10 protein-coding genes are annotated in these 13,273 nt (G+C 72.5%); 4 read left to right on the top strand and 6 right to left on the bottom strand.

Going from position 1 to position 13,273, the window contains the following annotated elements; genetic code table 11:
- Positions 1-118 precede the first annotated feature (118 nt).
- The 5 genes from QOZ89_RS28050 to QOZ89_RS28070 are packed head-to-tail and all read right to left on the bottom strand — an operon-like array spanning position 119 to position 6,810.
- Entirely contained in the window at positions 119-1,339 is a 1,221-nt protein-coding gene (locus QOZ89_RS28050) for a thiolase family protein (protein WP_198543530.1), read from the bottom strand.
- A gap of 2 nt (positions 1,340-1,341) precedes the next feature.
- Positions 1,342-2,307, bottom strand: a complete 966-nt coding sequence (locus QOZ89_RS28055) for a PadR family transcriptional regulator (protein ID WP_312626401.1) — start codon at positions 2,305-2,307, stop codon at positions 1,342-1,344.
- Entirely contained in the window at positions 2,304-5,027 is a 2,724-nt protein-coding gene (locus tag QOZ89_RS28060) for a CaiB/BaiF CoA transferase family protein (protein ID WP_312626403.1), read from the bottom strand. Before QOZ89_RS28060 ends, QOZ89_RS28055 begins: the two co-directional genes overlap by 4 nt.
- An 11-nt stretch (positions 5,028-5,038) precedes the next feature.
- Positions 5,039-6,361 carry an amidohydrolase family protein gene (locus QOZ89_RS28065; protein ID WP_071052806.1) on the bottom strand — a complete coding sequence of 441 codons (1,323 nt, stop codon included), beginning with the start codon at positions 6,359-6,361 and terminating at the stop codon, positions 5,039-5,041.
- Between the two features lie 17 nt (positions 6,362-6,378).
- Complete coding sequence (locus tag QOZ89_RS28070; RefSeq protein WP_312626405.1) at positions 6,379-6,810, bottom strand: Zn-ribbon domain-containing OB-fold protein; 432 nt, start codon at positions 6,808-6,810, stop codon at positions 6,379-6,381.
- Between the two features lie 435 nt (positions 6,811-7,245).
- Here QOZ89_RS28070 and QOZ89_RS28075 point away from each other — a divergent pair, with 435 nt between their 5' ends.
- A complete protein-coding gene (locus tag QOZ89_RS28075; protein WP_312626407.1) occupies positions 7,246-8,664 on the top strand; it encodes an ABC transporter substrate-binding protein in 1,419 nt (472 codons plus the stop codon).
- Positions 8,665-8,757: 93 nt separating this feature from the next.
- Here QOZ89_RS28075 and QOZ89_RS28080 read toward each other — a convergent pair whose 3' ends face one another.
- On the bottom strand, positions 8,758-9,462 hold the full coding sequence (locus QOZ89_RS28080) for a nitroreductase family protein (protein WP_071052803.1): 705 nt from the start codon (positions 9,460-9,462) through the stop codon (positions 8,758-8,760).
- Positions 9,463-9,634: 172 nt separating this feature from the next.
- On the opposite strand from QOZ89_RS28080, the gene QOZ89_RS28085 reads away from it, so the two are divergent.
- The 3 genes from QOZ89_RS28085 (at position 9,635) to QOZ89_RS28095 (ending at position 13,090) form a co-directional block, all read left to right on the top strand.
- Positions 9,635-12,043 (top strand): ATP-binding cassette domain-containing protein, encoded by a 2,409-nt coding sequence (locus QOZ89_RS28085; RefSeq protein ID WP_312626410.1) that lies wholly within the window; start codon positions 9,635-9,637, stop codon positions 12,041-12,043.
- Positions 12,044-12,228: 185 nt separating this feature from the next.
- Complete coding sequence (locus QOZ89_RS28090; protein WP_071052802.1) at positions 12,229-12,669, top strand: helix-turn-helix transcriptional regulator; 441 nt, start codon at positions 12,229-12,231, stop codon at positions 12,667-12,669.
- A gap of 10 nt (positions 12,670-12,679) precedes the next feature.
- Positions 12,680-13,090 carry a VOC family protein gene (locus tag QOZ89_RS28095; RefSeq protein ID WP_071052801.1) on the top strand — a complete coding sequence of 137 codons (411 nt, stop codon included), beginning with the start codon at positions 12,680-12,682 and terminating at the stop codon, positions 13,088-13,090.
- Positions 13,091-13,273 lie beyond the last annotated feature (183 nt).

Consider the following 13,273-nt stretch of genomic DNA (forward strand, 5'->3'; position numbering starts at 1 on the left):
GGTCAGGCCGAAGGACGCGCGATCATGGCGAAGCCTCGCGCATCCGGAGGCCCTTCAGACATGTGGTCAGGCCGAAGGACGCGCGATCATGGCGAAGCCTCGCGCATCCGGAGGCCCTTCAGACATGTGGAAGGTCGAGGCCGAGCAGGACCAGGTGGAGGAACAGGGCGCCGGCGCCGCCGGCCGTGCACAGCGCGACCCGAGCGTCGGGAACCTGCAGGCCGGGGCCGCAGTCGCCGCGCAGCTGCTCGGCGCCGCGGATGACGCGCTGCAGCATCTGGACGGACGAGCCGGCGTGGCTGAACGACATCGTGCCGCCGTCGGTGGTGACCGGATGGCTGCCGGTGATGGCGATGTGGCCGTCCTCGACGAACGGGCCGCCCTCCCCCGGCCCGCAGAAGCCGAACGCCTCCAGCTGGCGGATGATCTCGAACGAGAACGGGTCGTAGAGCTCCAGCACGTCGACGTCGTCGCGGCGCAGGCTGGCGGTCGCGAGCGCCCGTTCGAACGCGCGCCGCCCGGCCTGACCGTTGACCGGGACATCCGCGCCGGCCGCCCCGGGCGCGCCAGCCCCTCCAGGCCCGACGGCGCGGCGGGCGTGGCCGGTGTGGTCCCAGGCCGGTGGGAAGCGGTAGCTGGGGCCGAAGTGGTCGGCGCCGCCGGCCAGCACGTGCACCGGCGGGCGGGGCAGGTCGGCGGCGCGCTCGGCGGTCGTGAGCAGCAGCGCGCAGCCGCCCTCGGAGGTGGTCGAACAGTCGAGCAGGTGGAACGGGTCCGCGACCATCCGGGAGGCGAGCACGTCGGCGGCGGTGAAGGGGCCGCGGCCCGCGTAGACCGCGGCGGGGTTGGCGTGGCCGTTGTTGCGGATGGTCGCCGCGACCGTGGCGAGCTGCTCCTGCGTGGTGCCGTACGTCGTCATGTGCCGGCGGGCGATGAGGGCGAACTCGGCGGCGGTGAACATGCCCCAGGGAATGACGAACTCGTTCTCCGGGCGGGTCCACGGGGCGGTGGAGGCACGCTCGGTGTAGGTGCCAGCGGCTCCGGAGGCGACGAGGACCGTGTCCGCCTCACCGGAGGTGATCGCCGCGGCCGCCTCGAGCACCGCGGCGACGCCGTGCTGGGCGCCCTGCCAGGCGGGTCCGAGGCCGAGGTCGTAGACGAACCCGCCGGACATGCCAGGGGTGGACAGGCCGTCGACGTCGGCGAGGCCAAGCCCCGCATCGGCGAGGACACCCGCGACCGCGTCGACCAGCAGGGCCGTCGACGTCTGGTCCGGCAGCCGCCGGGCCTGGGTGGTGTTGTGGATGCCGACGATCGCGGCGGACCGCGGACGTACCACGCTCAGCTCCTCTCCCCCGCCGACCCGGCGCCGTCCTGGCCGCGCTCGTCGCCGTCGCCGTCGACACGCCCGCGCTGGTCGTCGGGGTGCTCGTAGTCGTGCAGCGGCGGCGGCCCGGCGAACGGTGGCCGTGGCGTGGTGGGCAGGTCGGCGAGCTCGTCACGCAGCTGGGCGACGTTCGCCAGCTCCGCGTACATCCGGCGCAGCACGTAGTCGCCGACGGCGCGGGAGTAACGCAGCTCGGGCCGGCTGTCCAGCCGGACCTCCTGGGCGCGGCGCCGGCCCCAGCGCAGCTCGTCGACGGCCGCCCGGGTCTGCTCCAGGTAACGGTCGAGGATCTCCACGACCCGCTGCGGCTCGGTCTCGGCGCCCAGCCACACCCGCAGCAGCACCGGGTGCTTGATGACCACCGGCTCCTCGTCGGCGGTCTGGTGCAACCAGTCACGCAGCACCGCGCGGCCGGCCGGGGTGATCTCGTGGACGAAGGTGCGCCGGATCCGGCGGCCTGGCGCCGGGCTCGCGGTGACCAGGCCCAGCGCCTCCAGCCGCGCCAGCTCCTTGCGGATGTGGCTGATCGCCGGCGCCCAGTAGAAGAAGCGCAGGCTGAAGTCGGCCCGGGTCTTCAGCTCGACCGGCGACAGCGGCACGTCGGCGACCGCCAGTTGCCCCAGCACCGCGTAGGCGGTCGTCGGCAGGCCGTCCCCCGCGCCGGAGCCGTCGGCGCCGGTGCTGTTGTCGCCGGTGCTGTTGTCGCCGGTGCTGTTGTCGCCGGTGCTGTTGTCGCCGGTGCTGTTGTCGCCGGTGCTGTTGTCGCCGGTGCTGTTGTCGCCGGTGCTGTTGTCGCCGACGACGCCAGCGTCGTCGGCGGCAGCAGCCTCGTACGCGGCGGCGCCGTCAGCGGTACGGGCACGATCGGCCGCACCGGCACCGGCGCCGTTGGCGGCGGCGGCCCGCGACGGCCCGGTCATACGCCGGCCGGCTTGTCGCCAAGGACGCGGCGGGCGCGCAGGCCGTCGATCTCGGCCAGGGTGAGGCCGAGCAGGCCGCCGTACACCTCGTCGTCGTGCTGCCCGAAAACGGGCGCCGGGCGGCGCAACAGCGGGCCGGGCTGGCTGGCGAGGCGGAACGCGACGCCGGGCATCGGGTGCTCGCCGACCACCGGGTGGGCCAGCCGCTCGAAGAAGCCGCGGGCCGCGAGCTGCGGGTTGGCCAGCAGACCGGCGGCCGGGGTGACCGGCGCGGCCGGGACACCGGCGGTGGCGAGGGCGGCGAGGGCCGTGACCCGGTCGGGCGCCGCGGCCGTCCAGGCGGCGATCGCCTCGTCGACCAGATCGTGGGCGGCGGTGACGCGGCGGCCGGCCAGGGTCGCGAGTCCCCCGTCGGCGGCGAGGTCGGGGCGGCCGAGCACGGCGCACAGGCGCCGCCATTGCGCATCGTCGGTAATGGCGAGCGCGAGCCAGACATCGGGGCCGGCCGGGTCGCGGGGGCAGCGGTAGACGCCCTGCGGGGCCGCCAGCGGCCCGAGCGGGCCGCGGTTGCCGTCGCGGCGCAGCGACGCCCCGCCCTCCGTGTACTCGACGGTCAGCTCGGCGGCGACGTTGAGAACCGACTCGATCATCGTCGCCTCGACCAGCGCGCCGGAGCCGTCACCGTCCGGGCGGTCCCGGGCGGCCAGTGCCACCAGGGTGGCGAACGCGGCGTGCAGGCCGGCGATCGGGTCGCAGGCGCCGCGCGGGATCACCGGCGGGCCGTCCGCGGTCCCGGTCAGCCAGGCCATGCCGCTGGCCTGCTCCATCGTCTGGGCGAAGCCGGTGCGGTCGCGCCACGGCCCGTCGAGCCCGAACGCCGGCATGCGGGTGAGCACGGCCGACGGGTTCGCGGCGTGCACCGTCTCCCAGTCGAGGCCGAGGTTGGGCAGCACCCGGGGGGTGAAGTTCTCGATGACCACGTCGCAGGCGCCGATGAGCCGCCGGGCCAGGTCGAACCCCTCCATGGAGGACAGTTCCAGGCTGACCGCACGCTTGTTGGCGTTGGTGGCGAGGAACATCGTGCCCCATTCCCACCAGCTCGGCTCGGTCGGCGGCTTACCGCCCGCGAACCGCATGCCGTCGGGGCGGGACACCCCCTCGACCTTGATGACGTCAGCGCCGAGCGAGCCGAGCAGCATCGTCGCCGACGGGCCGGCCCAGAACGCGGTCAGGTCAAGGACCCGCAGCCCGTCCAGCGGCAGCGGCCGCGCCGGGCGGACAGGCTCGGCCGCGCCGGCGGCCGGACCGTCGGCAGCCGGACCGTCAGGAGCCAGGCCGTCAGGAGCCAGGCCGTCAGCGGCAGGACCGTCGGCGGCGGGACCGTCGGCGGCGGGACCGTCGGCGGCGGGCCAGCGCGCGGTGTCGGTGTGCTCGCCGAGGGTGGGGGCCGGGGCGAGCGGCCGGCCGCCGAAGTCGCCCACGCGGTAGGGGGTGCGGGGCTGGCGGAAGCCCCCGCGGGGGTTGGGGACGAACACGCCGCGGGCCGTGAACTGGTCGATCGTCGTCACGGTCTCCGGGGTGCCGACGGGGGTGGCCGGGATGCGCAGGGCGGCGGCGAACTCGACGATCTCCTCGGTGGTGTGCCGGGTGGTCCAGGCGTGCACGGCGGCGTGGAACTCGGCACGGCGGGCGTGCCGGCGCGGCAGCAGCGCGAGGTCGCGGTCGCCGAGCAGGTCGGGCCGTTCGATGAGGACCAGGAAGTCCTGGAACTGCTGCGCGGTGATGGTGCAGAAACCGACCAGGCCATCCTTCGTCGGCTCGATCGACGGCGTCTCGGGGATGCGGCCGGGTGCGCCGGGGATGCCTGGCTTCGGGCCGCCCATGATGGTCGGCCCGACGACCGAAAGGCCGCCCATCATGATCGTCATGCATTCGAGCATCGAGATGTCGACCAGGTCGCCGACGCCGTCACGGCGGGCGCCGCGCAGCGCGGCGAGCCCGACGACGGCGGCGTAGACGCCGGACGCCCACTCGCCGATCCGCCCGCCGGCCTGCAGCGGGGCGGCGTCCGGTTCGCCCCGGCCGGCGGTGGATCCGCAGAGCGCCTGGAGGAGGAACTCGGTGAACGCCGCCCCGTCCAGCGTTTCTCCGTCCAGTGCCTCCGCGCTCGACTGGGGCCCCTGCTGCCGGCCGCCGCCCGCCCACGGCCCGGTGAGGCCGAACGGGCTGATCGACAGGACGACGGCGCGCGGGTTGTCGGCGTGCAGGCGCCGGACAGCCGCCGGGCCCGGGCCACCACCCGTGAAGATCCCTTCACCGGTGGAGGTCCCGCCGCCGGGGGTTCCGCCGCCGGCGAGGGCACCGCCGACGATGACGAGATCGGCGGCGGCGGCCAGGGCGCGAACCCGCGAACTGTCGAGGTCCACGGCGACGGACCGCTTGGAGGTGTTGAGGAAGCGGAACAGCGCGCCGTCCCCGACGGGGCGGGAGCCCGACGCGGACCAGGCGCGCATCAGGTCGCCGGAGCCGGGCGGCTCCACCTTCACCACGTCGGCACCGGCGTCGGCGAACAGCTTTCCGCAGTAGGGCCCGGCGATCTGCGTCGCCAGTTCCAGGACGCGGACGCCGGCGAGCGGCCCGAGAGCCGACCGCGCCGACGCGTCGGCGGACACGCCGGCTGACGCGTCAGCGGGTGCCTCGGCGGGGGCGTCGTGTGACACCGGGCCCGCCCCTACGCCTGAGAAGCGCCGGGGGCGGCCGGCGCGGAGGGGAACGACGGTGACGTGCGTGTGGTGAGGCGCTTCCACGCCTGGAGGTCGCGCTCGCTGGCGAGACGGCCGACCCGGGTGACGACGTCGACGTCGGTCGCCTCGGCGCGCAGCGCGCCAGCGGTGGCCCGCTCGCGCGGGCGGGTCGCGAACGGGTCGAACTGGAAGTGCCGCAGGGCGTTCTCGTGGGTGATCCTGTTGACGGTGTCGTCGGGCAGGTGGCCGAGGTTGGCGATGACGTCCTCGGGGGCGTTCGGCCAGCTGGAGTCGGAGTGCGGGAAGTCGGACTCCCAGCACACGTTGCCGACGTCGAACCAGTCGAGCAGGCGCGGGCCGACCGTGTCGCTGATGAAGCAGGTCAGGATGTGCTTGCGGAAGATGTCCGCCGGCCCGTCGATCCCGGCGGGGAAGGACGGCCGGGTCCAGGCGGAGTGGCGGCGCTGGACGTGCTCACTGCGCCACAGGAAATATGGGATCCAGCCGATGTCGCCCTCGGTCAGCGAGAACCGCAGGTCCGGGAAGTCGGCCCAGAACTCGGCCCAGACCAGCTCCAGGAACGAGTAGATCGAAGCGATCGACGAGCCGGACATGTTGACGCTGGCCGGGGCGTCGGAGGAGAACATCGGGGATCGCGAGGCCGAGCCGAGGTGCAGGCACAGCACGGTGCGGGAGTCGCTGGCCGCGCGGAACAGCGGGCCCCAGTAGCCGCTGTGCAGGCTCGGCATCTTCAGCGCCTCGGGGTTCTCGGAGAAGGTGACGGCGTGGCAGCCCTTGCCGGCCAGCCGCCGCAGCTCCTTCGCCGCCTCGTCGACGTCGAACAGCGGCAGGATGCCGCAGGGGATGAACCGGTCCGGGTAGGCGCCGCACCACTCGTCGACGTGCCAGTCGTTGTACGCCTTGATCATGATGAGGTTGACGTCGCGGTCCGTGCCCTGGTTGAGGACCTGGCCGGAGAAGCCGGTCCAGTTCGGGAAGTTCAGCCCGGCGAGCTGCCCGCCGGCGTTCATGTCGCGGACCCGTTCGTGTACGTCGTAGCAGCCGGGCCGCATTTCGTCGTAGCGGCTGGCGTCGACGTTGAACATCTCCGGCGGCTTGCCGGCGACCGCGTTCAGGCCGAGGTTACGGCCGCGCTGGGTGCCGTAGTACCACTGCTGGACGCCGTCGGGCTCGTCGACGACGCGCGGGGCTAAGTCCTTGTACTTCGCCGGGACGTGCGCGTCGAACATGCCGGCCGGCTCGGCGATGTGGTCGTCGACGCTGACCAGGATCAGGTCTTCTGGCTTCATGCGGCTGGTCTCCCGTTTCAGGCTCGGCCGGCGGGTTCGAAGTAGGGAAGCGTCGTTGTCGGCTGGCTCCCCGCGTCCGGGGCGGCGGAGGCCGCGGGGACGACGGAGTGGAACGCGACGCGCAGGCGCAGATCCGGGCGGATCTCGACGACCGTGAGGCCGACCAGGCAGGTCATCAGCTGGTAGCCCTCGTCGAGGGTCACGATGGCCGGCGCGTACGGGGTGCGGAAGGCGGGGCTCACCGGGCGGTGCACGACCGTCCAGCTGTAGAGGGTGGCGAGGCCCGCGGAACGTTCCCAGCACAGATCGCGCGACAGGCAGGCCCGGCAGGCCTCAGCCGGGGGGAATCCGGGGGTTGCGCAGGCCGCGCAGCGCTGGAACAGCAGTTCGCCGCGTGCGCAGCCCGCCCAGAACGGCTCGGTGAGCGGCGTCCGCGGCGCGAACGGCACTCCCTCGGTCTGAGGGCGAAGAGCTGTGTCACCGCCGACCTCACCGCCGACGGCCGCGCCACGGCCGTTCCGGGCCACTCCGCTCGGACTAGTAGTCCCAACCGGAGGCCGAGACGCGATCAAATGAGTGTCACCCACAGTGATATCGACCGCCCTTCCCGTGATGGACACCCCGAATCATCTCGGCCTTCCCTCAACTGGGCGAGGCGCTGGCACATCCAGAGCCGGCGGTGTGCCCGAGGTCACCATGTCCCAGGTCAAGAAGGTTAGCTCAATAGTCCGGCCACGCGCACCCCTGACGCCCGGACAGGGATTTCTTGCCCAGCCGGGGTGGCGGTGGTAGACGTACCGCTGAGCAGTGGTTCTCTGGGTTGAACGATCGTTCGCTGGTCCGCGCGGCGGCGGCGACGGCGCGCGAGCGGCGAGGAGTCTCGGATGAGCGAGCAGGGCTTACCCGGCCAGGGCCGGCCTGAGCAGGACAAGGACGCCGGGCGGTATGCCGAGCGCCTTTTCCCCGCGCCGGTGGATCACGGGATCGCCCAGCCGGACCGGGCGGTCTCGACGGTCGAGCGCGGGACCGACACCATCGCCTACAACGACCCGGCGGGCCGCTGGTACGAGGGCGGCGGGCGGATCGGCGAGAAGGCGGTCGAGTCGATCGTCGTCTACCCGCCGACGCGGGGCCTGGTCACCCAGGGCGACCCGTTCGAGCCGGTGAAGATCGGCATCCTCGTCGACATGGACCTCGGGCAGCTGCAGTCCGACTGGGTCGACTCCACGATTCTCGCCGTCGAGGACGCGCTCAACGAGGGCGTCTACGACCGGCCGGTCGAGATCCGCACCGTCGACGCGCGCGGGCTGCCCAGGGAGAACTACTTCAAGGTCCGCCGGGGATACCAGAAGCTGGTCGACGACGGCTGTGTCGTCGTGCTCGGCCCGATGATCTCCGACAACTCGCTGAACCTGCAGGACACCGCCAACCGCACGGGCGTCTCGTGCATCGGCTGGACCGGCAGCGTCAAGTTCGCCGGCGACTACTGCTTCACCGTCGCCAACGGCGACATCCCGACCGAGTCGGTGATGGGCGCGAACTGGTGCGCGCAGCAGGGCCACACCAAGGTCGGCTTCTTCTGGGAGAAGGGCTCGTCCGGCGACCACTACTCGGACTTCTTCCGGACGGCGGCGCAGCAGGTCGGCGTCGAGATCGTCAAGGAGGTCAGCCTCGGCCCGAACCCGAAGAACCTCCAGCAGCAGCTTGAGACGATGCGCGCCCAGGGCGCCGAGGCCATCGTCTATATGGGGTACGGCTACTCGACCTTCCATTTCGCCGCGGCGTTCAAGGCCCTCGACTGGGATCCGCCGCGGTTCATGGGCACCGCGTTCATGTTCTACTCGAACTCGAATGCCTGGGCCGAGGGCCTGGAGGGCTGGCACGGCGTCGACCAGCTCGGCGAGGACGGCGCGAACCCGAACTACGAGGCGATGACCCGCCGCTTCGAGGCGCGGTTCGGCCGGGTCACCCGCAACGTCGTCGTGGCCCTTGGCTACGACACCGCGCGCGCCGCGATCCACGGCATCGCGAACGCCGCGATCCCCACGCCCGAGCAGGTCCGGCTCGGGCTGGAGAAGATCAAGTGGATGCCGTGCACCAACGGCGGCCCCGGCGCGTACATCACGTTCGCGCCCTACGACCACCGTGGCTACAAGGGCGACTTCCTGACGATCCGTGAGCTGCGCGGCGGCGAGCTGCATTTCCGCGGCTACTACCGCCCCCAGTGGCCCTCCAACACCAGTTCCCCGCTGCTCACCCCCCAGCCCAAGCCGGCCGACACCGACGGCACCTCCACGGGCTGATCCACCGTCCGACCTCGGGATGCTCCCTGGCCCGGCGCCGTCGCCGCTTTCCGCGTTCCCGGTCTCGTCCCGGCCGTCAGTCCCGGCTGTCAGTCAGGACTTGGGTCCGGCCGGCGCGGGACCGGGGAAGGCGTCGCCGTTGAACGTGTCGAGGCGGGCGAACTCCTCGACCGGGCGGCGGGTGAGCTTCGTGGCCCGCCGCTCGGGGTGGCCGAGGGCGATGACGGCCGCGATCGCGTGGTCGGGCGGGACGGCGAGCAACTTGGCGGCCTCCGGCTCCCGGCGGGCGAGGAAGGTCGTCAGCACGCCGCCCAGGCCCTCGGCCCGTGCCGCGAGCAGCACGTTCTGGGCGAACGGGTAGACCGAGGCACCGCCGATGATGCTCTGCCGGTCCAGGTCCACGTCCATGACGGCGAGCGCCGTGAGCCGCGCGCACAGGACCAGCAGCACCGGTACCTCGTCGAGGCTGTCGACGAACGACATCGGCGCGGGGGTGGCCGCCGCCTCGGCGAGGTCGATCGCCGGCCCGTGCCAGCGGCCGTCCGGGCCCGGCGCGAACGGGCGCACCCCGGCCTGGACCTGCGCGCGGTACTCGCGCCAGCCGAGCACCACCAGGTCGCGGATGGCCCGGCGGATCTCCGGGTCGCGCAGGACGATCACCGTCCACGGCTGGGTGTTGCCACCGCTGGGCGCGAACCTGGCCTCGTCGAGCACCCGCGCGAGCACCTCGTCCGGCACCGGCTCGTCGGTGAACCTGCGCACGGCCCCCGACGTGCGCATCGCCTCGCGCAGCTCCATCCCGCCCGCTCCCTCCGGTTCCGGCCGCGGCCGCTCCCGTGACCTGGGCACGACGCTAGTCCCGGCGGACGGCGGAATTCTGTCGTGCGCCACGAGACAGGTAGGCCAGATCGGTCAGGAATCGAGAAGCACAGACCGCCGAGCGGTGGCTAGCGTGACCTCCATGGAGACGATGAGCACGGCCACGAGGACTGACCCGCGGTCACCCGCGCCGCGCGTCGCCAACCACGATGCCGACGGCCACTATGCCGACAGCCACGATCTGATCCGGGTGCGGGGCGCGCGCGAGCACAACCTCAAGGACGTCAGCATCGAGATCCCGAAGCGCCGGCTGACGGTGTTCACCGGTGTCTCCGGCTCGGGCAAGAGCTCGCTGGTGTTCGGCACGATCGCCGCGGAGTCGCAGCGGCTGATCAACGAGACGTACAGCACCTTCGTGCAGGGTTTCATGCCGACGCTGGCGCGCCCGGAGGTCGACCTGCTGGAGGGGCTGACGACGGCGATCATCGTCGACCAGGAGCGGATGGGCGGCAACCCCCGTTCCACGGTCGGCACCGCCACCGACGCCAACGCGTTGCTGCGGATCGTCTTCAGCCGCCTCGGCACGCCGTATGCCGGCTCGCCGAACGCGTTCTCCTTCAACGTCGCCTCGGTCCGGGCCAGCGGCGCGATCACCGTCGAGCGCGGCGCCAAGAAGACCGTGAAGGCGACCTTCAACCGCATCGGCGGCATGTGCCCCCGCTGCGAAGGCATGGGATCGGTGTCCGACATCGACCTCTCGCAGCTGTTCGACGAGAGCAAGTCGCTGTCCGAGGGCGCGATCACGGTGCCGGGCTACAGCGCCGACGGCTGGTTCGGGCGGATCTTCGCCGCGGTGGTGCCGGCCGACATACCCATCGCCAGGTTCACCAAGAAGCAGCGCGAGGAGTTCCTGTACGGCGAGGCCCGCAGGATCAAGGTCGACAACATCAACCTGACCTATGAAGGGCTGATCCCGCGGATCCAGAAGTCGCATCTCTCCAAGGACATCGAGTCCCTGCAGCCGCACGTCCGCGCGTTCGTCGAGCGGGCGGTGACGTTCACCGTCTGCCCCGAGTGCGGCGGCACCCGGCTGTCCGAGGCGGCCCGGTCGTCGAAGATCAGCGGGATCAGCATCGCCGACGCCTGCGCGATGCAGATCAGTGACCTGGCCGAGTGGGTGCGCGGCCTCGACGAGCCGACTGTGGCGCCGCTGCTCGCTGCGCTGAGGCACGCCCTCGACTCGTTCACCGACATCGGGCTGGGCTACCTCTCGCTCGACCGCGCCACGGGAACGCTGTCGGGTGGCGAGGCGCAGCGCACCAAGATGATCCGCCACCTCGGGTCGTCGCTGACCGACGTCACCTACGTCTTCGACGAGCCGACCATCGGGCTGCACCCGCACGACATCCAGCGGATGAACGACCTCCTGCTGCGGCTGCGCGACAAGGGCAACACCGTGCTGGTCGTGGAGCACAAGCCGGAGGTGATCGCGATCGCCGACCATGTCGTCGACCTCGGCCCCGGCGCCGGCACGGCGGGCGGCACCGTCTGCTTCGAGGGCACCGTCGGAGGGCTGCGGGCCAGCGGCACGCTCACCGGGCGGCACCTGGACGACCGCGCCTCCCTGAAGTCGTCGGTGCGCACGCCGTCGGGCGCGATGGAGGTCCGCGGCGCCGACGCCCACAACCTGCGGGACGTCGACGTCGACATCCCGCTCGGCGTGCTGGTCGTCGTCACCGGGGTGGCGGGCTCGGGCAAGAGCTCGCTGATCCACGGCTCGGTGTCCGGGCGGGACGGGGTGGTGTCGGTCGACCAGACCCCGATCCGCGGCTCGCGGCGGAGCAACCCGGCGACGTACACCGGGCTGCTCGACCCGATCCGCAAGGCCTTCGCGAAGGTGAACGGCGTGAAGCCGGCGCTGTTCAGCGCCAACTCCGAGGGCGCCTGCCCCGCCTGCAACGGTGCCGGCGTCATCTACACCGATCTGGCGATGATGGCCGGCGTCGCCACCACCTGCGAGGAGTGCGAGGGGAAGCGGTTCCAGGCGTCGGTGCTGGATTACCACCTCGGCGGCCGCGACATCAGCGAGGTGCTCGCGATGCCGGTGACCGAGGCCGAGGAGTTCTTCGGCGCTGGCGAGGCGCGCACGCCGGCCGCACACGCCATCCTCGGCCGGCTCGCCGACGTCGGGCTCGGCTACCTCAGCCTCGGCCAGCCGCTCACGACGCTGTCCGGCGGCGAGCGGCAGCGCCTCAAACTCGCCACCCGGATGGCAGACAAGGGCGGCGTCTACGTCCTCGACGAGCCGACCACCGGCCTGCACCTCGCCGACGTCGAGCAGCTGCTCGGCCTGCTGGACCGGCTCGTCGACGCCGGCAAGTCGGTCATCGTCATCGAGCACCACCAAGCGGTCATGGCACACGCCGACTGGATCATCGACCTCGGCCCCGGCGCCGGCCACGACGGCGGCCGGATCATCTTCGAGGGCACACCCGCCGGCCTCGTCGCCGCCCGCTCCACCCTCACCGGCGAGCACCTGGCTTCCTACATCGGGCGTTGAGCGCCCTGCCTGGGGCAGGGTGGCTTTCGTCGGGGCGGGTGAGACTGGGGCGGACGGGCGGGTCGGAGCCTCAATTCGGCCTGCCGGGATGGGGCGGACTCTCCGGTTGACGGGCATCGCGAGCCCCGGGGCGGGCGGCAGCACGATCAGCGGGGTGTCGCGCCTGCGTTGTTACGCTGGCGTTCGTGACGCCGGAGGAGCTTGCCAACCTCGCGCACCTTCGGCGTGCCCGCGATCTGATGGACCGCGAGTACGCGAGCCCGCTCGACGTCGCCGCGCTCGCCCGCGCCGCGCTGATGTCGACCGCGCACTTCTCCCGGCGGTTCCGCGCGGCATACGGGGAGACGCCCTATTCCTACCTGATGACGCGGCGGATCGAGCGGGCGAAGGCGCTGCTGCGCCGCGGCGACATGTCGGTCACCGACGTCTGCATGGCGGTCGGGTGTACGTCGCTCGGCTCGTTCAGCGCGCGTTTCACCGAGCTGGTGGGCGAGACGCCGACGGCCTATCGGAGCCGGGACCACAGCGCGCTCGCGAACGTGCCGGGCTGCGTCGCCAAGGACCTCACCCGCCCCAGCCGTGGTCCGAGCAGGATCGGAGAAGCACGCGCGACGCCAGCCCCCTAGCGTTGCGGACATGGATCTCACTCTTGCCCGCTGCTTCGTCCAGGTTCAGGACCCGGACCTCTCCCTGGCCTTCTACCGCGACGCGCTCGGCCTCGAGCTGCGCAACGACGTCGCCCGTGAGGGCTTCCGCTGGATCACCGTCGGCTCGGCCACCCAGCCCGGCGTCGAGATCGTCCTCACGAACTACCTGGCCGGCAGCCCCGCCGACGGCGAGGCGATCACCGCGCTCGTCGCCAAGGGCGCCATGAACGGCGTCCACTTCCACACCGACGACCTCGACGCCACCTTCGAGAAGGTGCGCGCCTCGGGCGCCGAGATCGTGCAGGAGCCGACCAACCAGCCGTGGGGCCCCCGCGACTGCGCCGTCCGCGACCCCTCCGGCAACCTGGTGCGCATCGACCAGCAGCCCGCCGCGAAGTAGGGACGCGGTCGACGCGCCGCGCCGGTGACCACCTTCCGCCCGCGCACCGCATCCCATGCCAGGGCGGCGAACGCCCGCCCACTCACGATCATTCGTGATCGCCACGGACGTGTCGTTGCCGTGGGGGGGGGGTTGGGCCGAAAGCCGGGCGCCGGGCCCCCGGGGGGGGGGGAAAACCGGGGG

This window comes from Pseudofrankia coriaricola (assembly GCF_032027725.1).
Lineage (GTDB): Bacteria > Actinomycetota > Actinomycetes > Frankiales > Frankiaceae > Pseudofrankia.